We start from the raw sequence: 25,099 nt of genomic DNA on the forward strand, positions 1-25,099 counted from the left end.
GTTCAGAAAATTATCGAAAATGTCGTTATTTTTTTTCGTGAAATTCTTTACGAATCTCTATTTTCGTGAAATTTTGTTAATACATGAAAAAATCAACTTTTTTACTGGTATTAGTTGCAGCGTTAGGTTATTTCGTAGATGCCTATGACTTGATTCTATTCGTTGTGCTTCGTCATAGCAGTCTAACCGAATTAGGTGTAGTAGGTAGTAATAATACGAATGTCGGTTTATGGCTATTTAACGTACAGATGATAGGGTTATTGTGTGGTGGTATTTTTTTCGGTGTGTTAGGCGATAAAAAAGGTCGCCTATCTGTTTTATTCGGTTCTATCATACTTTATTCATTGGCTACAATTATTAACGGATTTGTACAGGATATATATACATACGGAATATTAAGGTTTTTGGCCGGAATCGGTTTAGCAGGTGAATTAGGTGCCGGAATAACCATTGTAGCCGAAACCATGCCGAAAGAAAAAAGGGGCTATGGTACCATGATAATGGCCTCGGTTGGGGCTTTTGGCGCAGTAGTAGCTGCATTAGTCGGTGATGCCTTCTATTGGCGGACTGCCTATTTTATAGGGGGAGGCATGGGTTTGCTCCTTTTATTATTACGTGTAGGCACTTTTGAATCTAAGTTGTATAAACATGCCGAAGAGCAAAATATTACGAGAGGAGATTTTTTAAGCCTTTTTACCAATAAAGACCGTTTCAAGCGCTATATAGCCTGCATGTTTATTGGTTTCCCTATTTTTTTTATTGTGAGTATTCTGATGCAGTTAGCACCGGAAGTAGCCAAAGCATTAGGGATTGAAGGTAAAGTTACGGCAGGCCAGGCCGTTATGTATGTATATATAGGCTTAACCTGTGGCGACCTCATTAGTGGATACGTAAGCCAAAGGTTAAAAAATCGACGTAAAACTATTTTTATTTTTCAGGCTATATGTTTGTGTATGTGCCTGATTTACCTGAACCTATGGGGAGCCACCAATACTATTATATTTATTATGTGTGTATTGATGGGGGCTGCTTCTGGCTATTGGATTGTATTAATTACTATGTCGGCAGAACAATTCGGTACAAATCTGAGAGCTACTGTTGCTACCACTATTCCGAATTTTGCCCGTGGAGGTGCAGTACCTATCTTATTAGCTCATCAATATCTCACAAAAGCACTGAATGGTAATTTAATATTGAGTGCTACTATTATAGGAATTGTTTGCTTCGGAGCAGCATTTATTGCCAATGCTTCGCTTAAAGAAACGTTTTCTAAAGATTTGGATTATGTGGAATAAATAAAATTGCCACTATGTACACAAATTCCACAAAGTGACACAATTTAATAGTGTAACATCGTGTTTCATAGTGTACATTGTGGCAAAATATAAAACATCAGCTTTTTATCACCGCCCAGAACAATAACAGCCAGCCTGCAATCATCAGAGTGCCGCCAATAGGAGCAATCGCTCCAAAAGTTTTGATTCCTGTAAAACAGATAAGGTAGAGAGAGCCACTAAAAATAAGGGTACCACCCAAAAAGCAATAGCCGCTATAGGCAATATTTTTGGCAATGATTTCTTTTGCTAAAATACCTACTAATACCAAGGCTAAAGCATGATAAAACTGGTATTTTACGGCTGTCTCAAATGTTTCCATTCTGCCCGAAGCCATAAGTTTATCTTTTAAGGCATGAGCACCAAAAGCTCCTAAAGCCACTCCTACTGCTCCTAAAAGAGCCCCTGCCTGCAAAAAAAATTTATTCATCGCTTTATCTGTATTTATAATATGAGGGAATAGTGGCAAAAATACGATAGCATAGCCAATAAAAATACATAAGTTTAGCGAAATTGAATCTTATCAACAAAAAATTAGTTGTATATACATATAATGTAGTTGTATGAAAAGATTAGATTTTTTGAAAACGTTAAGTATTTTACCATTTACTACACAGGCTATGAATTTACAAGACTTAAAAAATATATCAGATGGCTTCTCTAAGTCTGAGAGAATGCCAACTATTTTTATCGGGCATGGTAGCCCTATGAACGCTCTGGCAGACAATAATTTTACAGATAGTTTGCATACTTTAGGTAAAAGTATTGAGCGACCAAGAGCTATTTTAGTTATTTCGGCTCACTGGCTAACAATGAATAAAACGTATGTATCAGTTAACCCGTCACCACAAACCATTTATGATTTTGGTGGTTTCCCAAAAGAGCTATATGAAGTTAAATATGAACCCAAAGGTGCTCCTGAGGTGGCAAGGGAGGTAATCAATGAAGTCAAATCTATTGGTATCATAGAAGAACACAAAATGGGTCTCGACCACGGTGCGTGGTCGGTTCTGCGGCATATTTATCCGGAAGCCAATATCCCGACTTTCCAGATGAGTATTGATTTTTCAAAACCACCCCAGTTTCATTTTGAATTAGCTAAAGAATTGCAAAATCTGAGAAACAAGGGCGTGTTAATTCTGACGAGTGGAAATATTGTTCATAATCTTCGTCAGATTAACTGGCATGGCGACAGTTCAAAACCTTTTGACTGGGCCTTAGAGTTTGACACCCTTGTGAAAAACAAGTTAGATAACAGACAACTGGCCGATCTGGCAGATTTCAAGTCATTCGGGGCTTTAGGTCAAATCGCACACCCAAGCTACGACCACTACTTACCTATGCTCTATACAGTAGGTTTGGTTAATACAAATGAACCTATCAAATATACCTACGAAGGTTTTGATATGGGCAGCATTAGTATGAGGTGTTTTCAGGTGGGATAATATCAGGTTTTATAAGTGCTGGTTTAGATGGACCCAGTCTGGATTGACCCAGTCTGGACTGACCGATTTCCAAAAATCTTGCTTCCAACCCGAATCATGGTACTGCCTTCTTCAATGGCAATGGCATAATCGCCACTCATACCCATCGAAATAGTAGTAAGATAGGGATAAGAAGTAAGCAATGAAGCATGAAAAGTCTTGAGTTTTCTGAACTCTTTTCTAACCTGGTTTTCATCATCAGTAAAAGTACTCATGCCCATAAGCCCTTTTATGCTGATATTAGTAAGGTTTTTCAGAACTTCTGATTGAAGTATTTCCAGACACTCATCCTCGGTCATGCCACTTTTAGTATCTTCTTCGGCAATATATATCTGCAACAGGCAGTCAATCACCCGATTATTTTTGGCTGCCTGTTTATTTATTTCCTGCAATAACCTGAAACTATCTACCGAATGAATGAGACTTACAAAAGGGGCAATATACTTTACCTTGTTTGATTGCAAATGCCCGATAAAGTGCCATTCAATATCTTTGGGCATTTTATCCTGTTTTTCTATCAGTTCCTGAACATAATTTTCTCCGAAGCACTTAAAGCCTGCCTCGTATGCCTCCATGAGCATTTCAACAGGTTTGGTTTTAGAAACAGCAATAAGTGTAACACCCTTTCCTTTTATTTGCTCTTCTATTTCTTGTATATTGGCTACAATTGACATAATCAAGATTTCTGTTCCCAGATTTTCACTAAATTAATAATTACTTCTGTTGCTTTTTCCATATCCTGCACCGATACCCATTCTAACTTAGAATGAAAAGCGTGTTCTCCGGCAAAGATATTCGGGCAAGGCAAACCCATAAACGACAATCGGGAACCATCTGTCCCACCTCTGATACTTCGCTGTTCAGGTTTCATTCCTGAGCATCTGATAGCTTCCAACGCATACTCCACAACTTTCGGATGATTGACCAACACCTCTTTCATATTCCGGTATTGCTCTATTACCTTAAAATCAACACTTGAATTTGGATAGTGTTTCAATGTCTGGTTTACAATATTCTGTAGATAGGCTTCTTTTTCATGCAATCCAGCCACCGAAAAATCTCTGATAATAAAGTCTAACTTTACCTGCTCCTGAATACCCGATATTTGCGTAGGATGAATAAAACCCTCATAATCTTCTGTTGTTTCAGGCGATAAAGTGTCTTTAGGCAAGGCAGCTAAAATATCTGCTGCTATTTTCATGGCATTTTCTAATTTTCCCTTGGCAAAGCCAGGGTGAGTGCTTACGCCATTAATTAGTAAACTTACCCCATCTGCCGAAAAAGTTTCGTCTTCTAATGTACCAACGGTTTCGCCGTCCATTGTGTAAGCATAATCAGCACTTAATTTCTGCAAATCCACCTTTTCGGTACCTCGGCCTACTTCTTCGTCGGGGGTAAATAGTATTTTAATAGTGCCATGAATTATTTCGGGATGTTGTATCAGATATTCTGCTGCTGCCATAATTTCTGCCACACCTGCTTTGTTATCAGCCCCCAAGAGTGTAGTTCCGCTTGCAGTTATTATATCATTTCCTATCTGCTGCTTTAAATCAGGATGCTCGGCCATTCTGATGATTTGCATAGGGTCGTCAGGTAAAACAATATCCGTTCCGTCCCAGTATTCAGTAATCATCGGCTTCACCCCTGCCCCACTACAATCAGGTGAGGTATCTACATGCGAACAAAAACATATTACCGGAACATTTTTAGACGAATTACCCGGAATGGTTGCATATACATACCCCCACTCATCTAAGTGTGCATCCGTAACTCCCATAGCCAACAACTCTTCTACCAACAATCTGCTCAAGTCTTTTTGTTTTTCGGTTGATGGATTTGAGGTCGAATTAGGGTCAGACTGTGTATCAATTTGTACATAACGGAGAAACTTCTCTTTTACATTATATATAGCGTCAGCAAGAGGTGTCATAATTAATGAGTGAATTAGCGATTTAGTGAATAGTGATTAAGAGTCCACTGTGTGGTAATCTTTCATTCCCACTTCTTTAATTATTTCAGTCAGCAGGAATACCTAATATTCTTTGTAGGTCTGCCGGAGAATAGTTAATATTTTTCAGGGTCTTATCATCGCCTTTTCTATACACCAGAAACTTTCCTTCTATTTCTTTATAATAAGACTCTGTTCCTTTTTCGGCATAGTGTTTCATGGTTTCTTCGGCCTCAGCAACCGAGGTGCAAGCCTTACTCATATTAGAGCGTTGCACTTCATCAAACAAGGCACGGAATTTTTCACCTAAGCCAAACTCCAGGACTGCCCCGGCCAATACATATTGTATATCTGCTAAAGCATCAGCTACCCCAACAATATCTTTTTCTTCAATGGCTTCCTCTAATTCTTTCAGTTCTTCGGCAATAAGCGATACCCTTAAATTACATCTTTGCCGAGAGGGTATCTGCGGGCTTTCTAAAATAGGGTGTTGGAAAGTTTTATGAAAATCAGCTACCTGATTAAGACAATCTAATGCTTGCATAAATAAGAAGAAATTTATTTTTTTAATTTAATAATATTTTAATTCAGATGCCGACTATTGGCTTTTTAGGTATTTTTTATTTCAAAAACACGACAGATAAATTATGTTTTAATTTTTTCGTTGAAATATTTTCGCCGTAAAATAAATAATACGATATTAGCATTTGCAAAGTTGAGCAAATTTCAATAATATTGCTACGTAACTGAAGTCAAATTATCAAAACCCAACAAATCATGAACAAATTTTATAGACTTCTTTCAGTGGTAACGTTAGCGTTATCTGTTGCTTTATGGTCATGTAAAGGAGATCAAGGTCCTCAAGGTCCTGCTGGTCCACAAGGAGCTCAAGGTCCTCAAGGTGCGCAAGGTCCTCAAGGTGCTACTGGTGCTACTGGTGCAGTAGGAGCAACTGGTGCAACTGGTGCTACAGGTACCAATGGTACTGATGGCAAGGACGGAAATGCCAACGTAAAGTGGATGGAAGCAACAGTAGCCGCAACTGATTGGAAGACAGTAGATGCAGCAGGTACCGGAACTGGCAATACAGGCCAAGTTGGCGCAGTTGAAAAAACAGATGCCAATATTACAGCCAGCAGTATTGTAATGGCATATGTAAAAGTCGGTACTCAATGGGTTGCATTGCCAAGAGTTCTTGTTAAGGAAACAGATGGTTCTACAGAGCAGGTTAGTTTCGGTTTTGAAACTGGAAAGATTTCAATGTATTATAGTTCAAAAGCCGCAAATGGTGTAATGAGCTACAAACCGCAAACAAGTCTTGTCTTTGGGTATTCAACTATCGAGAAAACACTTCTTGCTAACATGAAAGCTGCCGGTGTTAATTTAAGAAGCCGTGAAGCAGTAGATGCTTATCTACAAAGTCATCGTTAATCTGTAAACTACACAACATAAGTAGGTTACGCAAATAAAGAATAAAAAAGCTTTCTGATTGGGAGGTTTTTTTATTCTTTTTTGTTTATAAAGCGTATGACTATTAACTTTTTATGAAAAGGCTCTTTATTTTTTGTATCCTTACTCAACTTTTTAGTTTTTCTGCTGCTGCCCAATTATTAGCCGATAATGATTTAAAACAGACCATCATCAAAGGCCTGGATAAATTATATAATTATGAATTTAAAGAGGCCGACACTTTTTTTCAGAAAGTGAAAGCCCGGTACCCTCACCACCCGGTTACACCGCTTTTAAGTGCCTTACAGGTACAATGGCAGAACCTGCCTCTTGAAAAAAATCCTAAAGCCGTTAACCTCTATATGTCGCTTTTAGAAAAGTGTCAGGCTTTAGCAGAACCTATGCTAAAAGATGCCGGCAAAAAAGCGGAAGCAACTTTCTTTCTATTGGCTTCACATGGGTACATTACCTTAGCCTATACTTACAGAAAAGAACCCATGAAAGCCGCCAATGAGGCCCGGAAAGCCTACAGTTACATGAAAGATGGATTTGGTATGATGGAACGAAACCCGGAATTCTACTTTACATCAGGGCTATATAATTACTATCGGATTCAATATCCTGAAACTCACCCTATGGTGAAACCAGTGGTTATTTTCTTCGAAAATGGAAACAAAAAAGCAGGTTTAACACAGTTGGAACAGGCCGTACAAAAATCTGTTTTTTCGAGAATAGAAGCGGCTTATTATTTTATGAATGTTAATCTTAAATATGAGTTAAACTATAACAAAGCCTTTGTATATGCCGATTTATTACACGATAAATACCCTAACAATCCTATTTATCTGATGCGGTTTACAGAAACACTGGTGATGCTGGGGAAATACGAAGAGGCCATTCCAAAAATAAATACTTTACGAAAAATTAATAGTTCGGTCTATCAGATTGCCGCCAATCTGTTTGACGGATTGGTAGCAGAGAAATCAAAAAAGAACGATAAACTTGCCTCAGATTTTTACAATAATGTATTGAAAAACGAACCTGACGAACGATATACCAAAGATTATTATGCGATGACCTACCTCGGTTTAGGCAGAATTGCCCAGAGAGCGGGGAATAAAAAACGTGCCGAAGATATGTTTAAGAAGGCTTTAGACTATGCCGAAAATAAGGGTATTATTGCCGAGGCTAAAAAAAATTTAGACAAATAACCGACTATTATCAAAAATTTTCTCTCAAAAAATCTTATCAATTACAAGCAGCATTTTATCATTTTCATTGTAATGCTGAATCCGTCATAAGCAACTGATAATAAAAACATTATCAGTTTTTTTATTATATTTCTCAATCCAAGCAATAGGTATTGAGTTTATTTAAGCAACCTGCAATAGCGGTTTTTCGTCTCACCAATAGCCCGGCATAGCGCTCAAATTTTATCTGGCTACGCAACCCTCATTTTAAAATGTCCGTAAAGGTTTTAATTACTACGCATTTTAAACCAGATAAAATTTATACTTGCTATGGAACAAACACAATTGAGTAGAGGGCAATTTTTACGACAGCTTGGCCTGAGTAGCGGTGCTTTAATGGCTTTTTATTGTATGGGTACAGGTTTAACTGCGTGTTCGAGCGAGGGCGACCCAACTCCAGACCCCGGCCCGGGTCCAGGACCAGGCCCCGGTACAAGCACTGCTATAAAAGGCACCACCAGCGGCGCAAACATTGATTTTACCATTGACTTAACTCATGCCGACTTCAGCAAATTAAAAACAGCCAATGAGTTTAGTTATGTAGCCAACATTATTGTTGTAAACACAGGTGGTACTTACGCAGCGTTATCAAAATTATGTACACACGAAGGAAGCACCATTGCTTTTCGCAGTGCTAATAATGATTTAAAATGTCCAAATCACGGTTCAGAATTTAATTTAGATGGTTCGGTAAAACTATCTCCTGCAACGCAATCTTTAACAGTTTATAAAACTGAAATTCAGAATAGTGGTAATACCCTTCGGGTTTCGGCTTAGTTAACCTTTGTAGATATATGTGTTTCTTATAAAAATCGGATATATGTGTTTCTGAATAGTGTAATTAGTAGGATAAGGAGGATAGCAATATCCTCCCCTATTACGAACCAACCAATTTTAACGGATTATATGACACGAATTTCTTTATTACTCTTTGCTCTTTTATTTTCTATGGTAGCTTTTGCTCAGGTTACTGAATCTGATAGTCTTTTAGCCGACTTAGAGTCAGATACAACTGCCAAGCAAGCCAAATTATTACCAGATAAAATGCTATTGACCCAAAGAATTTTCTGGGGCGAAAAAGGGGTTTTCAGAAAAATGCACATTGCACCGGAATTAACTCCTGAAAACAGGGCGAAAGAGTTGAAAGTAAGAAGAACTATGTTTAAAATCCATCAGGCTGTGGGTATATTAACTGCCGCAGGTATGTTGGCTCAGGGCTTTTTAGGAGCTAAATTATATAGAGCCGGAGGCGATGATTATACCCGTATCAAAAAAGCGCATGAAGCAACCGCTTTGGGGATTAACATAGCCTATGGTACCACAGCACTGATGGCTTTTACGGCTCCGCCTGCCATGCTCAACCGCAAAGGTATAAGTAATGCAAAAGTACATAAATATCTGTCTTACATTCATCTTACAGGTATGATAACCACTAATGTACTGGCACATAAAATCAGCGACAACTTTAAACTCAAGCCTTATCACAGAGCAGCCGCTTATACCACATTCGGAGCCTATTTTGCTGCTATGGCCGTTTTAAAGTTTGAGTTCTGATACCCTTGAAAATCCTTACAACATTTTAAAAATATTCCCAAAAAAATGAGAACCTTAGAAAACCTTATAGCCATTATTATCTTATTTGTTGTTTTTGCTTTTTCTTCCGGTGCTGACAGCAGAAAAATTGTTGCCGACAAAAAAACTTCTACTGTTACTTACGCCATGAGCCATCCGGCACACGACTGGGAAGGTGTTTGCAAAGACGTAAACGCCGTTATTGTGTACGACGATAATACAAAAAACATTAGTCAGGTAGCCGTCTCATTGAAAGTAGATGCTTTTAATAGTGGCAATGCCAATCGCGACTCACACGCCATAGAAGTTCTGGAAGGATTAAAATATCCGAAAGTAACTTTTACCAGTAATAAAATAAAGAATGATAATACTACTATAGTGGCAGAAGGGAATCTTACTTTTCATGGCGTTACTAAACCAATAACCATCACTGTAACCCGCACAAATAGCGATAAAAGAATGGCACTTGAGGGGAAGTTTGATATACTACTGAGCCAGTTTCAGATAGAACGCCCGTCTTTATTCGGAGTTAAAACCAAAGATGAAGTAAAAATGAGCTTTAAAGTTTTTTTCCCATTATAATCTCAACTTTAACCCATGAAGAAGTGGAAGTGATGTAAGGATTCTCATCACTTCCACTTTAATGTTTCTAAAATATGTCTGCAATCAACTTTCATATAGTCAATCACCGGACGAAGTGAGTCGTTCTGGGTCGCTGTCATCAGATATACTGCTCCTCTTAAATAATGTTTTGTGGTATCGGTTACAAAAAACTGATAATGACTTGGCACTTCTCCCTCCAATTCAAAAATAATGGCTTTTTTCCCTGATTTGGTGGTCAGGATTTTATCGGTAATCGAATACGCTTTTTTATCATGATGAAACGCCAGTTTAGCAGCATCACCCATCATGTTCTGTAAGCGCTTAGGGTCATTATTGACTGGCTTGTAGGTAAACTGAATGCGGGTATTTAATTGAGGATAGTACAATATTATCCAATGTGGTTCTGCATTGGCAAATGTATCTCTCTGTACAATCGCTGCTTTAGAGTATTCAAATGTATAAGGGTGTTCATCTTTCAGGGGCTGATAGGCGTGTGCCGGTAAATCAAGTCGATTAAAACCCGTGGGTTTAGGCTGAAACTCCGGTTCTTTTTCACCACAGGCATAGATAGCTACTGCTATAAAAAAAATACCTACTACCCTGATAAGGCTTATTTTGTTTATCATTCTTCAACAACATTAATATAAATACACGCCTTTTTTTGCTTCATCGCTCAGAATCACCTGAATATGCTCATTTAAAGTCGTAGAGAGCGAATACCCTACGTAATCGGCTGCAATAGGGTACATCGGATGGTTTCTGTCAACAATAACGGCTACCTGTATTTTTTTTAAAGGAATACTTAAAAACGGACGTAGGCTATAGGCCAGTGTGCGACCTGTATTTAATACATCATCACATAAAACGATATTCTTATTTCTAAAAGTATCTACTCCACTTTCTATCTTTATATCAGGTTGCGATTGTGCCTGTTTATCTACACTAACTTTGGCAATGTGTACTGTCAGAGATGAAATTTGCTTCAATTCTGTTACCAATAATTCGGCAAAATGATATCCTTCGCCATTGATACCTGCAATAATTACTTCTGACTCATCAAAATTCTGCTCATAAATCTGATAAGCTATGCGACGGATTTTCTGAAAGGTTTCGGTGCTGTTTAATAATTGACTGGACATAGATTTTTTCAATTAAATCATACCGATATTTTCATACCGGATAGTAGCTTATTTTGGCATAGTTTATGTAAAAGACTATTCAACCATAAATCACCAACAAAGATACTTAAAACTTATTATATCTATATATGAAGCCTATGAAATACATATTCGCTGCTTTAGTCCTGATAACTTTTATTAATGCATCAAAACCTAATAAGAAATTTACCCCTACAAAAAGAGTTTATAATGAGTTAACAGACCGAATCAGAATGTCTTTCAAAGGAGGAAATCCTAAAATGCTTGCCAGTTGTCTTAGTAAGGAAATAGAGCTGATAATTGACTCAGAAAAAATTGATTTTCAGAAAATTTCCTCCCAACAAGCCGAACAGATTTTCAAATTATTTTTTCAGCACAACCCTCCTTTGTCTTTTCAATACGTTTATCAGGGAGCGTCAAATGTAGATTTAAAATATAGTGTAGCCAATTACCGTAGCCGGAATAAAGACTTTCTGGTATATATTCTGGTAAAAAGAGGCGAAAACAATAAGTACGTAATAGATACCATTCAGTTCAGAGAAAGTTAAACTATATATATATCTTTCTGATTTACCTAAAAAGTATAAAATAATAGTAAAGGTTCTGATATTATCAGAGCCTTTTTCTATTTTTGTGCTTTCATTTAAGTTCAAAACAAAAAAATGATAGTTAAAACAAAGAAATTTGCATTAGATAAAAAAGATTACGTAAGTATTGCCTTTAAGCGCCATATGCGCAAAGATTGGAAATGGTTGTTGATTCCGGCGGCGGTAGTTATCTTAGGATTAGTATTACACTTTACAGGGTCATATAAAAACTGGTGGATTCCGGTAGTGGCTGTAGTTGGAGGTGGATTATACGTTTTGTTCTGGTATGCACAATTTTATGCAGCCTCACAAATGGAACAAAACAAACAGATGTTTGATAAATTCATGTATGAAATAGATAGTCGCCAGATATTGGTAAAACTGAATCAGAAAGAAGGAGGAATTATGAAATGGGAGAGTATTCAGTCAGCAGAAAAAACACCTGATTCTTATTTACTGATTATTGGTAAAGGGCAGTTTCTACGTTTTCCTTTCACGGTTTTTAATAGTGAGCATGATCTGAAACTATTTGAGTCGATTCTGAAAAGAAAAGAATTGCTTCCGGCATAAACAAAAATCCCTCACAGTTCTGCGAGGGATTTTTGTTATTTTCAGTTCTCCCACATCTTGTGTTCACCGAATAAATTCGGTGGCTAAGATAACAAAGGATTTATTTTCTTATGTAAGCTGGACTTAAGTCCGGCAATATATATAAACCTTTGTTATTTTAGGCAACGACGACCGGCCGTTTCATTCGCTGTCATCACATTAAAACGCAATTCCCTTAATCACCCTCTCAAACTCCATCAGATGTTCATCTGAAAAATCAAGATGTGTAACAAATCTCACCAAATGCTTGCCAAAAGTTACACAACCCAACTCATGTTCTTTGGCCTTAGCTACAAATTCGGTAGCAAGAATAGAATCCGGCAATCTAAAAATAGCAATATTGGTATCTATCGGATAAATTTCCTCTACAAATGGTACCCCTTCCAACATTTGTCCGATTTTTCTTGCTCTGGCATGGTCTTCTTTCAAGCGTTCGATATGATTATCTAAAGCGTATATCCCTGCAGCCGCTAAAAAACCTGCTTGTCGCCAGCCGCCACCCATTACTTTACGGAAGCGACGGGCTTTTTTGATAAAATCTTTTTTACCAATTAACAAAGACCCTACCGGACACCCCAAACCCTTTGATAAACAGATACTGATGGAATCAAACAGTTGCCCATGTGTCAGGGTTGACTCTCCGGTTTCAACTAAAGCATTAAAGATTCTTGCTCCATCTAAATGCAAAGGAAGTTGATGCTCATTACAGACCTGTCTGATAGCTTCAATGTCAGACAATTGATAATAACATCCGCCACCCTTGTTCATTGTGTTTTCGAGAGATACTAATCGGGTAACGGGTTGATGAATATCGTCAGGGTTATTAATCGCATCCCTTACCTGTTGCGCATTGATTCTACCCTTATTGCCCTCTAATAGTTTTAAGGAAGAAAAAGAATTAAGTGATACTCCCCCACCCTCATATAAATAAATATGAGACATTTTATCACAAATTACTTCACTACCGGGCAATGTATGAACTCTGATAGCTAATTGATTAGTCATGGTTCCTGAAGCACAGAATAAGGCAGCCTCCATGCCAAACAGTTTTGCAGCTTTTTCCTCTAAAGTTATTACGGTCGGGTCGTCTCCAAATACATCGTCACCTAATTCAGCAGTAAACATCGCTTCTTTCATTCCCTGGGTAGGTTTTGTAACCGTATCGCTTCTTAAATCTATAAACATGGGTAGTTAAAAAGAGTGTTTTATTATGAAATGTAAAAGATGATGCAAGGTAGTATTTTTTGCTTTGAAGTTACTTAATATTATTTTCGAAGAAGAATCCGTTTTCAAGAAAGCATTAAATGAACCTGTTTAAACTTTTTGTTTGTTAACGAGAATGAGCGATTTTTCAATCAGATAAGATTATTTGTTGAGTCCGCAGTGGAACTGGCGTAGCAGCGCTACGGACGAAATAAATAAGCGAAATATGATTAAGAAATAGCCATTCGTAGTCTAAAGAAATAAGTCTAAACAGGTTCAATATCCTCAATTAAAAATGAAAGTATATCTGTTGTTTTTTATCATTATTTCGACTGGTTGTGCTAAGAACACTCTTCAGACAAAGAATTGTGATTTACAAGAAGCCCAGGTATTAAGCCAGAAGAAAATGAATAGATTTAATGAAGGTTTAAATTCTTTGAAATTAACAACAACTCAGGATAGTAGCTTTTATCATATAAATTATAGACTGAAAGATTCTTTAGCCGACGGTGGAGGTGCGTATTTCCGCATTTCAAAAAAAAACTGTAAAATTGAAGAAATACGTAGATATCAATAAATCTAAAAATTGATACCAGTAATACTATTTCATAAAATTACGCTCCTGCTGTTTGTGGGAACAAATACACAAAATCTGTCAATTTTCTGACGTTCGTCTAATATTTGAAATAATACTATAAAATCCATTGGAAAAGTGAAGACTTTTGTAAAATTTTACATTAGTTTAGACTCATCTATTACTACTACGACAATGGCAGTTTTCAACTTAACAGTAAATAACAAAAAAGTAAAAGTAGATGTCGAGCCCGACATGCCACTTCTTTGGGTAATCCGTGACTTTGTAGGTTTAAAAGGAACCAAATTTGGTTGCGGAATGGCTATGTGTGGTGCCTGCACTGTTCATCTGAACGGACAACCTATCCGTTCTTGTCAGACACCCATTTCGGTTGTAGCCAAAAATGCTAAAATAACAACTATTGAAGGCATTGGCGAAGTACAATTACACGCAGTTCAGCAAGCCTGGATTGACGAGCAAGTACCTCAATGTGGCTATTGTCAGTCAGGACAAATCATGTCGGCAGTAGCTTTATTAAAAACTACACCGAATCCTACCGACGAGGATATTGACGCAGCTATGAGCGGTAATCTTTGCCGCTGTGGTACGTACGACCGTATCCGTAAAGCCATTCACAAAGCATCTGATACCATTAAAGGTAGTGCTGGTGTGGGTGGAGGAAGATAATCTGACCTATTTACTACGACAAAAATAAAAACACTATGACTTCAAGACGCAATTTCTTAAAAACTACAAGTCTTACCACTTTTGGTTTTGCGTTGGGAGTATCTTCTTTTGCAAAAGATGCTACGCTCAAAAAGATAACACCTGCCATCGTAAGTCTCGAAATAAATCCTTTTATTATCATTGACACCGCCGGAAATATCACGCTGGTAAACCCTCGTCCGGATATGGGACAGGGCTCAACGCAGGCGGTACCTTCACTATTAGCCGAAGAATTAGAAGTAACGCTCGAAAAAGTGAAGATTGTACAGAGCGATGGTAAAGGAAAATATGGTGACCAGACCTCAGGTGGAAGTAGCTCGGTAAGAGCCTTATGGCAACCTATCCGTAAAGCAGGAGCCGCCGCCCGTGAAATGCTTACCGAAACAGCCGCTAAACGCTGGAATGTTCCAATCTCCGAATGTTTTGCACAAGATGGTAAAATTGTACATAGGGGTAGTGGTAAGAGCCTGACTTACGGCGAATTGGCTGATGATGCTTCAAAATTAGAAATCCCGAAAAATCCGAAACTGAAAGAAGCCAAAGATTTTAAGATTATTGGCAAATACAACAAACGTCTTGACGTACCCGAACGTGTAACAGGCAAAGCGGTTTATGGTTTAGATGTAGATGTGCCGGGTATGGTCTATGCAAGCATTGTACACTCACCGATGTTGCATGGCAAAATAGCCTCTATTGATGATACCGAAACCAAAAAGATAGCCGGAGTATTGCAGGTAGTAAGAACCGAACGCCCTATGCCACATCGTAAATCAGAAGCAGTTGCAGTAATTGCAACTAACTGGTGGGCAGCCCTGAAAGGCAAAAAAGCGCTGAAAGTGCAATGGGATAATGGTAATTATGATAAAACCCTAAGTACTCAGAAATATTTTGATGCCACCTATGAGGCTGCAAAAAAAGAAGGTATCAATTATGAAGAAAAAGGAGACTTTTCGGCAAAATATGCTTCGGCCAAACAAAAAACAGAGGCCAATTATGAAACTCCTTTTTTAGCTCATGCGCCTATAGAGCCAGAAAATGCCATTGTACACGTAAAAGACGATGGTACCATTGAAATATGGGCACCTGTACAGGGGCCTGACTGGGCTTTGAGAGATGTATGTGGTTATATGAACGTAAAACCTGAGCAGGTAAAAATCAATGTAACGCTTTTAGGCGGTGCTTTTGGTCGTAAAGCCTACCATGATTTTTTGTTAGAGGCTTGCCATTTATCGAAAGAATTGAAAAAAAACGTAAAGGTTACCTGGACACGGGAAGATGATATAACACAAGGGCCTTACAGACCGGGCATGTTGAGCCATCTGCAAGGCTTTGTAGAAAATGGTAAAATCACCGGATTCCATCATCATGCTATTGGTGAGTCTATTGCAGGGCAGGTATTCAAAGGTTTAAAAGACGATGAAGCCGACCCTTGGTTAACTGGAGAGATAAGCCCCGAAAACAGCAAATACAACTTTGCTACGGCCTCAAAAATAAGCTGGACAAACGTAAAAACTGATATACCTGTTGTATGGTGGCGCTCGGTATATGCCTCAAATTTTGGTTGGGGGCAAGAGTGTTTCATTGATGAACTGGCGCATCTGGCAGGTAAAGATCCATTACAGGCACGTCTGGATATTTTGTCTGACGAGCGTTTCAGAAAAGTATTAGAAACATTGGCCGAAAAAGCCAACTGGAAAGAAAAACTTCCGGCAGGTCAAGGTAAAGGCATAGCAGTATTCCGCTCGTTTGATAGCATTTCAGCAGCTTGCGTAACGGTAAGCAAACAGGAAAATGGCGTAAAGATTGACAAAGTAGTATCGGTAATTGATTGCGGCTATTATGTAAATCCTGACAATGTAAAAGCACAAACCGAAGGCAATATTGTGATGGGTCTCACATCAGCCATTAAAGACGGGATTACTTTTACTAATGGTGTTTGCGACCAAACCAATTTCCATCAGTTTAACCTGATGCGTATCAACGAAGCACCAAAAATGGAGATTCATATTATCGATAGCGGAGCTAATCCGGGTGGTGTGGGTGAGCCGGGCTTACCTCCTATTGCTCCGGCATTGGGAAATGCCATTTTTGCAGCCACAGGTAAACGCATACGTAAATTGCCTTTTGATATTAGTAATATTGGTTAAAATATCTAATCAAGTTCGGTTATTTTAGATTATTATACAAGGATAGAGGGCACTATTTGCTATTAAAGCATTAAACCACGGAGTTCCACGAAGTCTTGCACAGAGTTTCACGGTTGATTTTTTCTTAAACTTCGTGAAACCCCGTGCTAAACTCGGTGTACCTCCGTGGTTAATTTTTATCAACTCATTCAACAATTAGTTTCTATATGTCTATAAGCCTGCTCAACCATATACGTAAATACATTGACTTAGACGAACAGGAAGAAAATATCATAACAGCTTGCGTGCAGCAATTGCACATAAAAAAGAAAGAGTATTTATTGAAAGAAGGTCAGCTATGCAAAGCCAGTTATTTTATAGAAAAAGGTTGCCTGAGAATGTTTTTTATCAGCGATAAAGGTGATGAACAAACTACGAATTTTGCAATCGAAAACTGGTGGCTAAGCGATTACTCCACACTTTTGAGCCAGAAGCCTTCACTTTTTTATATTCAGGCAATTGAACATACTGATATTCTTGTACTTACAGCCGAACAACAGGAAGTATTATCAAAAGAAATTCCTAAAATTGAGCGATATTTCAGGTTCATCCTTCAGAGGGCTTATGGTGCTTCGCAAGTACGCACCAAACATACTTACAATCTTTCAAGAGAAGATATGTACCGGAATTTTCTGAGTTTACATCCTGAGTTCGTCAATCGTGTGCCGCAATATATGTTAGCTTCCTATCTGGGCTTTACACCCGAATATCTGAGTGAAATCCGCAAAAAAAAGATATAACTCTGTATTTCTTAAACCTGTTTAAGTTTTTTTAAATAGCTACTACCGACCTTTGTGTTCATTAAAACACAAACAAAATGAGCACAAGAATCAATATCCAACAGGTAGAACCGGCAGCCTATAAAGCTATGTATGCCTTAGAAGGTTATTTGCAAACTTCACAATTAAGTAAAACCCATAAAGATTTAATAAAACTAAAGGCTTCTCTGATTAATGGGTGTGCCTACTGTATAAATATGCACACCCAGGAAGCAAAGAAACATGGCGAAACCGACCAACGCCTGTATCTGCTAAGTGCCTGGCGTGAAACTACACTTTACACGGAAGAAGAAAGAGCCATTTTAGCTTTAACAGAAGAGGTAACACTTATTCAGAATCATGTTTCTGAAGAAACCTATCAAACAGCAGAAAGATTGTTCGGAGCTAATTATTTATCATCTATTATCATGGCTATTGTAACCATTAATGCCTGGAATAGAATAGCCATTACTACAGAATTGCCTTTAGATTAATTATTACTCCAATAAAACAAAGCTCTAAGAAACAAGTATTCTTAGAGCTTTTGTTTTTTATATCAGCACAATGAGTACTTTTGCAGAAAGAAAAAGGAAATGGTGTCTTCCTAATTGAACCGCCTTAAACAAGCTGATGGCGCCTGATTGTAAATGTTTCACATTTAATCAGGAACTGGTATGTCAACTCACAAACAATCACGCAGAATCATTCTTCAAATCCGTCTGTTTTTCAGACAATTCCCTGCTATACCTTATTTAGCAAAATGGCTTTTTATCAGTTCGGTTATCGGTACTTGCATAGGCATAGCTTCTGCTATTTTCTTGCTTACACTCGATTGGGTAACCGATTTTCGGGAAACACACCTTTGGCTCATTGCCTTATTACCCTTAGGTGGTCTGATTATTGGCTTACTTTACAAACACTTAGGCAAAGACATAGAAGCTGGAAATAATTTACTGATAGATACTATTCATCAACCCAGGACAACTATCCCTTTCAGAATGGCCCCTTTTATCTATATTGGTACTTTAGTTACACACCTGTTAGGAGGGTCAGCCGGAAGAGAAGGCACAGCCTTACAAATGGCAGGAGCCATTGCCGACCAGTTCAGCAAACCTTTCAGATTGTCTGAAAGCGAGAGAAAAATATTATTGATAGCGGCTGTAGCAGCAGGCTTTGGTTCTGTTTTTGGTACACCCTTAGCCGGAGCCATTTTTGGGTTAGAGTTTTTTCTGATAGGTCGCCTGAGATACGATGCTCTACTGCCTGCTTTTCTCTCTGCTATTATTGCCGATTTAGTAACTAAACTATGTCAGGTTCAGCATACGGTTTATCAGATAGGTTTTATTCCTGCTGTTTCGGTTCTTTATCTTCTCTATGCTATATTAGTGGGTATTGCCGCAGGTATCTGCGCAGCTACTTTTAGCCGAACTATTCACTATATAAATAGTCTTTTCAAATCAAAAATAAGCTATGCGCCACTTCGGCCTTTTATCGGAGGTGTTATCGTCGCTCTTGCTATCTGGCTCATGGGTACAACCAAATATATTGGCTTAGGCATACCAACCATCGTACAAGCATTTCATGAACCTTTACCCGCCTACGATTTTTTGCTTAAAATGGCATTTACTATACTTACGCTGGCAGCAGGTTTTAAAGGCGGCGAGGTAACACCGCTGTTTTTTATAGGTGCCACTTTAGGTAATGCCTTGTCATACATTATTCCTTTGCCGGTAGGCTTACTCACAGGTATGGGTTTTGTAGCTGTTTTTGCCGGAGCTACCAATACACCCTTGGCTTGTATGCTGATGGGTATAGAATTATTCGGCCATGAATGTGGCATTTACGCGGCCGTTGCCTGTATTGTTGCTTATTTGTTGTCGGGGCGTACGAGTATTTATCAAAAACAAATGATTGGCGAACCAAAACATAGTAGATTTGCAAGCCTGAAAGGTAAACGCATGAACGAGTTGGAATGAAAATGTATCACGATTTTTCAAATCGTTTTCGACGATAACATAATATATATTCCACATTTACGAGGAGACGATTTAAAAAATCGTGATACAAATCTAAAACTATTGATATGGCCTTAGAAATAGAAAGAAAATATTTAATCCACCATGATAAATGGCATAATTTCTCAAAACCTGAGGGACAATTGTACCGACAAGGATATATTCTGAAAGACCCCAATAAAACCATAAGGGTCAGATTAACCGATACCACTGCTTACCTGACTATTAAAGGCGCTTCTGTGGGAGCGACAAGAACCGAGTTTGAATACGAAATACCCAAAGAAGAGGCGGTTGAATTATTAGATAATTTTGCGGTATCTGAACTATCAAAAGTCAGGTATAAAATAATGTACATGAATAAACTCTGGGAAGTAGATGTGTTTATGGGTGATAACGATGGCTTAATAGTAGCCGAAATAGAACTTTTAAGCGAAGAAGAATCTTTTGAACTGCCTGAATGGATAAGCATAGAAGTAACCGGGGACAACAGATATTACAATTCAAACTTATCGGCTCATCCTTTTAAAAACTGGTAATATGAACGCAAAAAGATTAATAAGAGAAAATGAAAGAGCGTTAATTCGCTTTTTACTCATGCAATTAAATCTGAATCCGGCTGATTATCCTTACGATGAATATGTAGAAGAATATGAGGGTGGCAAAATGGGCAGTATCAGTCTGGGCGGTGATGTAGAAGGCTATGCAGGCGACTTAATACAGGTAAAATATACCGATACCGACGGCACGCCCGTTGTAATTACACTAACCAGAGACCACCAGAATCGCCTGCTTGATTTAGATTTCTGGAAAGTTGATTTCTCAAAATTATTGGAATACCCAACACCCGATAAAGTAAGTATCAGAAGTGCCGAATAGCTAAGAATTAAAACAGCGCACTGCGGTTATATTTGTTTTTATAGGCAATGGGCGATAAGCCCGTTACTTTTTTAAAAGTACTTCTGAATGCCTTATTGTCGGTATAGCCCACATCATACATGACTTCGGTGATATTCTTACGGCTGGTTTCAAAGCGTTTTTTGGCGGCTTCAATTTTCACCCGTTGAATATATTCCATCACTGTATTATTGGTAGCTTTTTTAAATCGACGTTCAAGGCTTCTGCGACCGATGGCAAACATATCAGACAGTTGGTCGAGCGTAATTTTATCTTCAAAATTCTTTTCAATAAAATCCTGTGCTTTTTTTACGGCATCGTCTTCATGTCCTTTTTGGCCGTTGAATATCATAAACGAGGCCTGGCTGTTTCTTTCAATATCTATGGCAAAATATTTAGCAACTTTAATAGCCATTTCACGATTTACATTTTTTTCAACCAGATGCAGAAGCAAATTCCAGTAAGAACTGGCACCACCACTCGAATACAAACCCTGGTCTTCGGTAATTATCTTGTCATCAACTAAATCAACCTGAGGAAACATCGTTCTGAATTCATTGGCCGATAGCCAGTGGGTAGAGCACCTTTTTCCGTTGAGCAATCCAGTAGAAGCCAATAAAAAAGCACCAATACAAAGGCTGATTACTTCTGCTCCATTTTCATATTGTTTCACAATCCAGGGCAAAAAACCTTTATTCAGTTCCAATGCAGTTTGCATATCTCCACTTAGCGCAGGGACAAATATCATATCGGTTTCTTCTACTTCGTCAATGATAGCATCAGCGTGTACTGTAAAAATATTGTCATGGAGTTTTACTTCTTTGGTAAGCCCTACCATCTGCACCCGGAATGCTGCCGGTTTCCCGGCTGCCTGAAGAAATTGATTAACCGACGTGAAGATATTACGCGGGTCATTAACACTGGCTAATACCGCATTTTCGGGAATAAGAATCGTAATATTTTTCATAAGAATAAAGGCTGAATAGAATGGCGGATTTGACCCTTTTATTGTCGTTTTTACACCACTTCAAAGTTAATAAATCCGCCTAATTTTGCCTACATCAATCATAAAATTTTCAGTCATGAGCCTCATAGATATAGATTATGCCAGAAACATCATTACCGTAAAAGATGTTTGCATTGATAATTCTACTTTTGAATGCGTAAGTCTGCAAAACCTGATTTTCAACGATGTTAACCTCACTGGTACCCGGATTACTAATGCCAATATGAGTAATATTGAAATTGAAGGCGCAGGTCTGGGAGGTGCTTATATTCATAACATTGGTATGCCTCCTGAGGGGCATCCTGCCTATGACCCTGATGTCAGACAAGCCCCATTGAGGTTTGAAAATTGTAATTTTGAAGCAAGTACAATTACGGATTGTAACCTTACCAATGTAGCTATTCAAAACTGTAACCTGAAAGGCATGACCATCAACGGGATTCCTGTTGAAACTTTATTAGAAAATTTCACACAAAAGAATACACAATAATTTTAATACTACACACATGAGAAAAATTAAATTACAGATGCAGGTTTCGGTTGACGGATTTGTTTGCGGTCCTGACGGAGAAATGGATTGGACAGTATGGAACTGGGACGAGGAACTGAAAGACTATGTAAGAGAAATTATGGCATCGGCAGACTCTTTTATTGCTGGTAGGGTTCTTTACGAAGGCATGTCGGTATATTGGCCTTCTGTTAAGACTAACCCTGAAAGTAGCGAAGATGATAAAACTGCTGCTGAGAATTTCGACAGCATGACTAAACACGTTTTTTCAAAAACGCTTACGCATGCCGACTGGAACAACACTATTATAGAAAGCGGTGATTTGGTTGAAACTGTTAACAGACTGAAAAGTCAAGAAGGTGGCGACCTGATGCTATACGGAGGTGCCCGTCTGGTTTCTTCTTTTATTGAGAATAATCTGATTGATGAATATCATATTTTTCTGAATCCTGCTGCTATTGGTAAAGGCAAACCTATTTTCGGAAATTTATCTGAAAAATTCGGTTTAGAATTAGTCAAAAGCAAGGCTTGCCCTTGTGGTATTGTAGTGCTGAATTATGTACCTGCCAAATAACTATAAAAATGGCTAAGAAACCATCAGATGCTGAAAAAGTACAGGAGTTCATGACGCAACTCGACCATCCGCTAAAAAGCGAGATGGAGGCCGTTAGAACCATCATTAAAAATGCGAGCAGCAAAATTGCCGAGCGTATTAAATGGGCGGCGCCAAGTTATTATTATAAAGAAGACCTGGTAACTTTTAATCCACGTAACCAGAGCCTTGTTCATCTCATTTTCCATCATCCGGCTATTGAGAAAATCAGTTCACCTATTTTAGAAGGCGATTATGTTTCCCGCCGTATGACTTATTTGCATAATATGGCAGAAATTGAAACCCATAAAGCAGAAATAGAACGTATTCTGAATGAACTGATAAGTTTCATAGATGAATAAATGAATCTTCACAACTACAAAAACAGGGTTATAGACTGAGGTTTGTAGCCTTGTTTTTATTAAAACAATACAGAACTCATATCTCAAAAACCCGACATCAATTACTCTGAAACTTCTCTCTGTAAGCCGTTGGGGTCATTCCCACAATTTTCCTGAAAATTCTGCGGAAAGCCTTGGGGTCATTATAGCCTGAACTGAAAATCACCTCGCCCATGTGGTGGTTGGTTTGCTCTAACAGTTTTTTTGCTGCTTCTATGCGTATCTGTTGCAGGTATTCAATAGGCGGAATACCCGTAATTTGTTTAAACCTTCTCAACACATTTCTTCGGCTTGAAGGTATATCTTTTATCAGTTCTTCAATCGTTTCAGCTTCCTGATAATTGTCTTCTATTTTTTGTTGTACCATAGCCACTATATTATCATGGTGGTCACGTGAAGGTTGAAAAGTACTGAAGTACGCTTGGTTCTGTCTATCCATATCAATAGCAAAAATTTTGGCAATTTTCACGGCTACATCTCTGCTACAGTATTTCTGAACCAAATGTAATAACAGGTGAAACGAAGAAGTAGAACCTCCACTGGTAAAAAGTCTGCCGTCTTCTGTTACAGTCTTATCTCCTCTCAATACTACTTCAGGGAAAGCACCAGCAAAAGCCCCGCAGGCATCTACATGGGTAGTAGCCACCTTTCCATTCAGTAAACCACTGGCAGCTAATAAAAAAGCTCCGGTGCAAAAAGTAGCTATTTCGGCACCTTGCATAAAATGCTGATGAAGCCAGGGAATATAGGCACGGTTTCTGGCAATGGTTTGCCCCATATCGTCGGTGCTGAACGAAGGAATCAGAATTAAATCAATAGGATTCTCTTGCGGAATTGTGGCAACCTGATAGCCATGAAATAAACCAATGGTATCTCTGTCGGGTTCTGCCAACTGATACAAATGAATAGCAAATGGTGCTGTTTCTCCATTGGCTTTATAGATTTTATTGGCAGCCTCAAGTACATCTAAAATAGCTGCAACACTTAGTAATCTGTAATCGTGTGGGAGTAAAATACCTACGCTTATCATAGCACTTTTTTTGTGTAAAAATACAAAAAATTTGTCTCAAACACCCCCTACAATTGACTTTTTTAACACCCATAAAAATGAGAGTTATTGTATAATTTTGTTTCAATAATTCACCGCTTAACTTCTGTCATCACAGCAACAACCAACCTACAGTTTTTCGGAATTAGCTGGATAATACATTATAATCACACATTAATTTTAACATGATGAAGACTATTAAAAAATCGATTGAAATTGCTTCTACTAAAGAACACGTATGGGAGATTCTGATTCAGGACCACCATAACCGAAACTGGCTGGCAATCTTTAGCCCGGGTTCACATGCTTTAACCGACTGGCAACCGGGCAGTAAAGTTGTCTTTTCTGACGACTCAGGAAGTGGTATTATTGGCCGTATCATTGCACATGCCCCCTATGAGCTTTTGGAAATAGAGTATTATGGAATGTTAAACAATCATGCCGAAGACTTTGAAAGTGAAGACGCAAAACTCACCAACGGAGCACGTGAAAGCTACCAACTGACATCAAAAGACGGTCAAACATTGCTTGCTATTGAGTGTGATATGACGGAAGACTCTTTTGATACAATGTCGGAATTGTGGGAGGAAGCACTACTAAAAATAAAAGAGCTGGCCGAGGAAGGGTAAATGTTTATAATAAAACTAACATGATCATGGTAGAAGTTTTCAAAACTAATATTCAGGAAAGAAAACAGGCAATATTACTTTTTGAAGTTTTGGCAGAACACTTTCCTTTGTTCAAAATAAATTTTGATTTAGACGATTGTGATAAAATTTTAAGAGTAGAAGGCGACAGCATTTCTCACGAAAGAATCAGCACCATTATTCACACCAATGGCTACCAATGTCAGGTTTTAGAATAGCTCAATAAAGCCTGTCATTCAGGCTTTATTTGAACTTTATTTCAGGCTCATTTGTCTATTTATCTGCTATTTTTCTCCATTTCAGAAAATAATGAAAATATAATTTTTCTAAGTTTTCATCTCTATCATTCTTTTCTCCTAATAATTTCCCCTGCTTTTTTTTTGAAACTTTGGCACAATTTTAGTTATTCATTAATTTTCACATAGAAAATTATGCCATAAATTAGCATAATATTAAGAACATTCGCAAAAAACGAATTTAGCACTTATACCGTACAAAAAACTTTGGCACAGTTTTAGATATTACTATGTAGATTACAATATGCTATT

At 38.1% G+C, this 25,099-nt stretch carries 31 protein-coding genes and 1 riboswitch; of the genes, 22 read left to right on the forward strand and 9 right to left on the reverse strand.

Going from position 1 to position 25,099, the window contains the following annotated elements:
• The first annotated feature begins 83 nt into the window (after positions 1-83).
• The gene (locus tag EWM59_RS18665) at positions 84-1,295 is read left to right on the forward strand and encodes an MFS transporter (RefSeq protein WP_130022772.1); all 1,212 of its coding nucleotides are present in this window, start codon (positions 84-86) and stop codon (positions 1,293-1,295) included.
• A gap of 97 nt (positions 1,296-1,392) precedes the next feature.
• Here EWM59_RS18665 and EWM59_RS18670 read toward each other — a convergent pair whose 3' ends face one another.
• Positions 1,393-1,764, reverse strand: coding sequence for a DUF423 domain-containing protein (locus EWM59_RS18670; protein WP_130022773.1), 372 nt, complete (start codon positions 1,762-1,764; stop codon positions 1,393-1,395).
• A 190-nt stretch (positions 1,765-1,954) separates the two neighbouring features.
• Between EWM59_RS18670 and ygiD the strand changes: the two genes are divergently transcribed.
• Positions 1,955-2,779, forward strand: coding sequence for a 4,5-DOPA-extradiol-dioxygenase (ygiD, locus tag EWM59_RS18675; RefSeq protein ID WP_130022774.1), 825 nt, complete (start codon positions 1,955-1,957; stop codon positions 2,777-2,779).
• A gap of 23 nt (positions 2,780-2,802) precedes the next feature.
• On the opposite strand, the gene EWM59_RS18680 is transcribed toward ygiD, so the two are convergent.
• The 3 genes from EWM59_RS18680 to EWM59_RS18690 all read right to left on the reverse strand — a co-directional run bounded on the left by EWM59_RS18680 (position 2,803) and on the right by EWM59_RS18690 (position 5,310).
• Positions 2,803-3,492 carry a YggS family pyridoxal phosphate-dependent enzyme gene (locus tag EWM59_RS18680; protein WP_130022775.1) on the reverse strand — a complete coding sequence of 230 codons (690 nt, stop codon included), beginning with the start codon at positions 3,490-3,492 and terminating at the stop codon, positions 2,803-2,805.
• Between the two features lie 2 nt (positions 3,493-3,494).
• The gene (pepT, locus tag EWM59_RS18685) at positions 3,495-4,748 is read right to left on the reverse strand and encodes a peptidase T (protein ID WP_130022776.1); all 1,254 of its coding nucleotides are present in this window, start codon (positions 4,746-4,748) and stop codon (positions 3,495-3,497) included.
• A gap of 85 nt (positions 4,749-4,833) precedes the next feature.
• On the reverse strand, positions 4,834-5,310 hold the full coding sequence (locus EWM59_RS18690) for a pyrophosphohydrolase domain-containing protein (protein ID WP_130022777.1): 477 nt from the start codon (positions 5,308-5,310) through the stop codon (positions 4,834-4,836).
• Positions 5,311-5,543: 233 nt separating this feature from the next.
• On the opposite strand from EWM59_RS18690, the gene EWM59_RS18695 reads away from it, so the two are divergent.
• The 5 genes from EWM59_RS18695 (at position 5,544) to EWM59_RS18715 (ending at position 9,619) form a co-directional block, all read left to right on the forward strand.
• Entirely contained in the window at positions 5,544-6,197 is a 654-nt protein-coding gene (locus tag EWM59_RS18695; RefSeq protein WP_130022778.1) for a collagen-like triple helix repeat-containing protein, read from the forward strand.
• 113 nt (positions 6,198-6,310) lie between these two features.
• Positions 6,311-7,426 carry a tetratricopeptide repeat protein gene (locus tag EWM59_RS18700; RefSeq protein ID WP_130022779.1) on the forward strand — a complete coding sequence of 372 codons (1,116 nt, stop codon included), beginning with the start codon at positions 6,311-6,313 and terminating at the stop codon, positions 7,424-7,426.
• A 309-nt stretch (positions 7,427-7,735) separates the two neighbouring features.
• Entirely contained in the window at positions 7,736-8,242 is a 507-nt protein-coding gene (locus EWM59_RS18705) for a QcrA and Rieske domain-containing protein (RefSeq protein WP_130022780.1), read from the forward strand.
• A 129-nt stretch (positions 8,243-8,371) separates the two neighbouring features.
• Positions 8,372-9,019, forward strand: a complete 648-nt coding sequence (locus EWM59_RS18710) for a hypothetical protein (protein WP_130022781.1) — start codon at positions 8,372-8,374, stop codon at positions 9,017-9,019.
• A gap of 45 nt (positions 9,020-9,064) precedes the next feature.
• Entirely contained in the window at positions 9,065-9,619 is a 555-nt protein-coding gene (locus EWM59_RS18715; protein ID WP_130022782.1) for a YceI family protein, read from the forward strand.
• 47 nt (positions 9,620-9,666) lie between these two features.
• Here the strand turns inward: EWM59_RS18715 and gldD are convergent, their stop codons facing one another.
• Both gldD and EWM59_RS18725 read right to left on the reverse strand, forming a co-directional pair.
• A complete protein-coding gene (gene gldD, locus EWM59_RS18720) occupies positions 9,667-10,266 on the reverse strand; it encodes a gliding motility lipoprotein GldD (RefSeq protein ID WP_130022783.1) in 600 nt (199 codons plus the stop codon).
• Between the two features lie 12 nt (positions 10,267-10,278).
• On the reverse strand, positions 10,279-10,779 hold the full coding sequence (locus EWM59_RS18725) for a phosphoribosyltransferase family protein (protein ID WP_130022784.1): 501 nt from the start codon (positions 10,777-10,779) through the stop codon (positions 10,279-10,281).
• A 137-nt stretch (positions 10,780-10,916) separates the two neighbouring features.
• Here EWM59_RS18725 and EWM59_RS18730 point away from each other — a divergent pair, with 137 nt between their 5' ends.
• Both EWM59_RS18730 and EWM59_RS18735 read left to right on the forward strand, forming a co-directional pair.
• The gene (locus tag EWM59_RS18730; protein WP_165372224.1) at positions 10,917-11,345 is read left to right on the forward strand and encodes a DUF4783 domain-containing protein; all 429 of its coding nucleotides are present in this window, start codon (positions 10,917-10,919) and stop codon (positions 11,343-11,345) included.
• A gap of 114 nt (positions 11,346-11,459) precedes the next feature.
• Positions 11,460-11,954 (forward strand): YcxB family protein, encoded by a 495-nt coding sequence (locus EWM59_RS18735; RefSeq protein WP_130022786.1) that lies wholly within the window; start codon positions 11,460-11,462, stop codon positions 11,952-11,954.
• Between the two features lie 198 nt (positions 11,955-12,152).
• Here EWM59_RS18735 and EWM59_RS18740 read toward each other — a convergent pair whose 3' ends face one another.
• On the reverse strand, positions 12,153-13,178 hold the full coding sequence (locus tag EWM59_RS18740; RefSeq protein WP_130022787.1) for a threonine aldolase family protein: 1,026 nt from the start codon (positions 13,176-13,178) through the stop codon (positions 12,153-12,155).
• Between the two features lie 313 nt (positions 13,179-13,491).
• Here EWM59_RS18740 and EWM59_RS18745 point away from each other — a divergent pair, with 313 nt between their 5' ends.
• The 8 genes from EWM59_RS18745 to EWM59_RS18780 all read left to right on the forward strand — a co-directional run bounded on the left by EWM59_RS18745 (position 13,492) and on the right by EWM59_RS18780 (position 20,331).
• Positions 13,492-13,773, forward strand: coding sequence for a hypothetical protein (locus EWM59_RS18745; protein ID WP_130022788.1), 282 nt, complete (start codon positions 13,492-13,494; stop codon positions 13,771-13,773).
• A 192-nt stretch (positions 13,774-13,965) separates the two neighbouring features.
• Positions 13,966-14,457, forward strand: coding sequence for a (2Fe-2S)-binding protein (locus tag EWM59_RS18750; protein ID WP_130022789.1), 492 nt, complete (start codon positions 13,966-13,968; stop codon positions 14,455-14,457).
• A 35-nt stretch (positions 14,458-14,492) separates the two neighbouring features.
• The gene (locus EWM59_RS18755; protein WP_130022790.1) at positions 14,493-16,643 is read left to right on the forward strand and encodes a xanthine dehydrogenase family protein molybdopterin-binding subunit; all 2,151 of its coding nucleotides are present in this window, start codon (positions 14,493-14,495) and stop codon (positions 16,641-16,643) included.
• A 206-nt stretch (positions 16,644-16,849) separates the two neighbouring features.
• On the forward strand, positions 16,850-17,422 hold the full coding sequence (locus EWM59_RS18760; protein WP_130022791.1) for a Crp/Fnr family transcriptional regulator: 573 nt from the start codon (positions 16,850-16,852) through the stop codon (positions 17,420-17,422).
• Positions 17,423-17,499: 77 nt separating this feature from the next.
• A complete protein-coding gene (locus EWM59_RS18765; protein ID WP_130022792.1) occupies positions 17,500-17,934 on the forward strand; it encodes a carboxymuconolactone decarboxylase family protein in 435 nt (144 codons plus the stop codon).
• Between the two features lie 86 nt (positions 17,935-18,020).
• A riboswitch (Fluoride riboswitch) is annotated at positions 18,021-18,087 on the forward strand.
• 27 nt (positions 18,088-18,114) lie between these two features.
• Entirely contained in the window at positions 18,115-19,416 is a 1,302-nt protein-coding gene (locus EWM59_RS18770; protein ID WP_207220022.1) for a voltage-gated chloride channel family protein, read from the forward strand.
• A gap of 107 nt (positions 19,417-19,523) precedes the next feature.
• Entirely contained in the window at positions 19,524-19,991 is a 468-nt protein-coding gene (locus EWM59_RS18775; protein WP_130022793.1) for a CYTH domain-containing protein, read from the forward strand.
• Between the two features lies 1 nt (position 19,992).
• Positions 19,993-20,331 carry a DUF6984 family protein gene (locus EWM59_RS18780; protein ID WP_130022794.1) on the forward strand — a complete coding sequence of 113 codons (339 nt, stop codon included), beginning with the start codon at positions 19,993-19,995 and terminating at the stop codon, positions 20,329-20,331.
• 7 nt (positions 20,332-20,338) lie between these two features.
• Here EWM59_RS18780 and EWM59_RS18785 read toward each other — a convergent pair whose 3' ends face one another.
• A complete protein-coding gene (locus EWM59_RS18785; RefSeq protein ID WP_130022795.1) occupies positions 20,339-21,316 on the reverse strand; it encodes a GlxA family transcriptional regulator in 978 nt (325 codons plus the stop codon).
• Between the two features lie 115 nt (positions 21,317-21,431).
• Between EWM59_RS18785 and EWM59_RS18790 the strand changes: the two genes are divergently transcribed.
• Genes EWM59_RS18790 through EWM59_RS18800 form a run of 3 tightly spaced genes read left to right on the forward strand, consistent with a single transcriptional unit; the run spans position 21,432 to position 22,817 of the window.
• On the forward strand, positions 21,432-21,845 hold the full coding sequence (locus tag EWM59_RS18790; protein ID WP_130022796.1) for a pentapeptide repeat-containing protein: 414 nt from the start codon (positions 21,432-21,434) through the stop codon (positions 21,843-21,845).
• 16 nt (positions 21,846-21,861) lie between these two features.
• On the forward strand, positions 21,862-22,437 hold the full coding sequence (locus tag EWM59_RS18795; RefSeq protein WP_130022797.1) for a dihydrofolate reductase family protein: 576 nt from the start codon (positions 21,862-21,864) through the stop codon (positions 22,435-22,437).
• A gap of 8 nt (positions 22,438-22,445) precedes the next feature.
• Positions 22,446-22,817, forward strand: coding sequence for a DUF1801 domain-containing protein (locus EWM59_RS18800; protein WP_130022798.1), 372 nt, complete (start codon positions 22,446-22,448; stop codon positions 22,815-22,817).
• Between the two features lie 97 nt (positions 22,818-22,914).
• On the opposite strand, the gene EWM59_RS18805 is transcribed toward EWM59_RS18800, so the two are convergent.
• Complete coding sequence (locus EWM59_RS18805) at positions 22,915-23,886, reverse strand: GlxA family transcriptional regulator (RefSeq protein ID WP_130022799.1); 972 nt, start codon at positions 23,884-23,886, stop codon at positions 22,915-22,917.
• 203 nt (positions 23,887-24,089) lie between these two features.
• Between EWM59_RS18805 and EWM59_RS18810 the strand changes: the two genes are divergently transcribed.
• The gene (locus EWM59_RS18810; RefSeq protein WP_229239390.1) at positions 24,090-24,533 is read left to right on the forward strand and encodes an SRPBCC family protein; all 444 of its coding nucleotides are present in this window, start codon (positions 24,090-24,092) and stop codon (positions 24,531-24,533) included.
• A gap of 26 nt (positions 24,534-24,559) precedes the next feature.
• Entirely contained in the window at positions 24,560-24,769 is a 210-nt protein-coding gene (locus EWM59_RS18815; RefSeq protein ID WP_130022800.1) for a hypothetical protein, read from the forward strand.
• Positions 24,770-25,099: the final 330 nt, after the last annotated feature.

The sequence above is a fragment of the Emticicia agri genome, from assembly GCF_004168285.1.
Lineage (GTDB): Bacteria > Bacteroidota > Bacteroidia > Cytophagales > Spirosomataceae > Emticicia > Emticicia agri.

Bases quoted from the DNA above. Each gene is read 5' to 3' on its own strand.
- EWM59_RS18765 (WP_130022792.1), top strand. From the start codon at position 17,500: ATGAGCACAAGAATCAATATCCAACAGGTAGAACCGGCAGCCTATAAA.
- EWM59_RS18735 (WP_130022786.1), top strand. From the start codon at position 11,460: ATGATAGTTAAAACAAAGAAATTTGCATTAGATAAAAAAGATTACGTA.
- EWM59_RS18710 (WP_130022781.1), top strand. From the start codon at position 8,372: ATGACACGAATTTCTTTATTACTCTTTGCTCTTTTATTTTCTATGGTA.
- EWM59_RS18795 (WP_130022797.1), top strand. From the start codon at position 21,862: ATGAGAAAAATTAAATTACAGATGCAGGTTTCGGTTGACGGATTTGTT.
- EWM59_RS18730 (WP_165372224.1), top strand. From the start codon at position 10,917: ATGAAATACATATTCGCTGCTTTAGTCCTGATAACTTTTATTAATGCA.
- pepT (WP_130022776.1), bottom strand. From the start codon at position 4,748: ATGACACCTCTTGCTGACGCTATATATAATGTAAAAGAGAAGTTTCTC.
- EWM59_RS18755 (WP_130022790.1), top strand. From the start codon at position 14,493: ATGACTTCAAGACGCAATTTCTTAAAAACTACAAGTCTTACCACTTTT.
- EWM59_RS18740 (WP_130022787.1), bottom strand. From the start codon at position 13,178: ATGTTTATAGATTTAAGAAGCGATACGGTTACAAAACCTACCCAGGGA.
- EWM59_RS18770 (WP_207220022.1), top strand. From the start codon at position 18,115: ATGTCAACTCACAAACAATCACGCAGAATCATTCTTCAAATCCGTCTG.
- EWM59_RS18775 (WP_130022793.1), top strand. From the start codon at position 19,524: ATGGCCTTAGAAATAGAAAGAAAATATTTAATCCACCATGATAAATGG.
- EWM59_RS18790 (WP_130022796.1), top strand. From the start codon at position 21,432: ATGAGCCTCATAGATATAGATTATGCCAGAAACATCATTACCGTAAAA.
- EWM59_RS18780 (WP_130022794.1), top strand. From the start codon at position 19,993: ATGAACGCAAAAAGATTAATAAGAGAAAATGAAAGAGCGTTAATTCGC.
- EWM59_RS18690 (WP_130022777.1), bottom strand. From the start codon at position 5,310: ATGCAAGCATTAGATTGTCTTAATCAGGTAGCTGATTTTCATAAAACT.
- EWM59_RS18680 (WP_130022775.1), bottom strand. From the start codon at position 3,492: ATGTCAATTGTAGCCAATATACAAGAAATAGAAGAGCAAATAAAAGGA.
- EWM59_RS18785 (WP_130022795.1), bottom strand. From the start codon at position 21,316: ATGAAAAATATTACGATTCTTATTCCCGAAAATGCGGTATTAGCCAGT.
- EWM59_RS18805 (WP_130022799.1), bottom strand. From the start codon at position 23,886: ATGATAAGCGTAGGTATTTTACTCCCACACGATTACAGATTACTAAGT.
- EWM59_RS18810 (WP_229239390.1), top strand. From the start codon at position 24,090: ATGATGAAGACTATTAAAAAATCGATTGAAATTGCTTCTACTAAAGAA.
- EWM59_RS18705 (WP_130022780.1), top strand. From the start codon at position 7,736: ATGGAACAAACACAATTGAGTAGAGGGCAATTTTTACGACAGCTTGGC.
- EWM59_RS18700 (WP_130022779.1), top strand. From the start codon at position 6,311: ATGAAAAGGCTCTTTATTTTTTGTATCCTTACTCAACTTTTTAGTTTT.
- EWM59_RS18800 (WP_130022798.1), top strand. From the start codon at position 22,446: ATGGCTAAGAAACCATCAGATGCTGAAAAAGTACAGGAGTTCATGACG.
- EWM59_RS18715 (WP_130022782.1), top strand. From the start codon at position 9,065: ATGAGAACCTTAGAAAACCTTATAGCCATTATTATCTTATTTGTTGTT.
- EWM59_RS18665 (WP_130022772.1), top strand. From the start codon at position 84: ATGAAAAAATCAACTTTTTTACTGGTATTAGTTGCAGCGTTAGGTTAT.
- EWM59_RS18760 (WP_130022791.1), top strand. From the start codon at position 16,850: ATGTCTATAAGCCTGCTCAACCATATACGTAAATACATTGACTTAGAC.
- EWM59_RS18695 (WP_130022778.1), top strand. From the start codon at position 5,544: ATGAACAAATTTTATAGACTTCTTTCAGTGGTAACGTTAGCGTTATCT.
- EWM59_RS18750 (WP_130022789.1), top strand. From the start codon at position 13,966: ATGGCAGTTTTCAACTTAACAGTAAATAACAAAAAAGTAAAAGTAGAT.
- EWM59_RS18745 (WP_130022788.1), top strand. From the start codon at position 13,492: ATGAAAGTATATCTGTTGTTTTTTATCATTATTTCGACTGGTTGTGCT.
- EWM59_RS18670 (WP_130022773.1), bottom strand. From the start codon at position 1,764: ATGAATAAATTTTTTTTGCAGGCAGGGGCTCTTTTAGGAGCAGTAGGA.
- EWM59_RS18725 (WP_130022784.1), bottom strand. From the start codon at position 10,779: ATGTCCAGTCAATTATTAAACAGCACCGAAACCTTTCAGAAAATCCGT.
- EWM59_RS18815 (WP_130022800.1), top strand. From the start codon at position 24,560: ATGGTAGAAGTTTTCAAAACTAATATTCAGGAAAGAAAACAGGCAATA.
- ygiD (WP_130022774.1), top strand. From the start codon at position 1,955: ATGAATTTACAAGACTTAAAAAATATATCAGATGGCTTCTCTAAGTCT.
- gldD (WP_130022783.1), bottom strand. From the start codon at position 10,266: ATGATAAACAAAATAAGCCTTATCAGGGTAGTAGGTATTTTTTTTATA.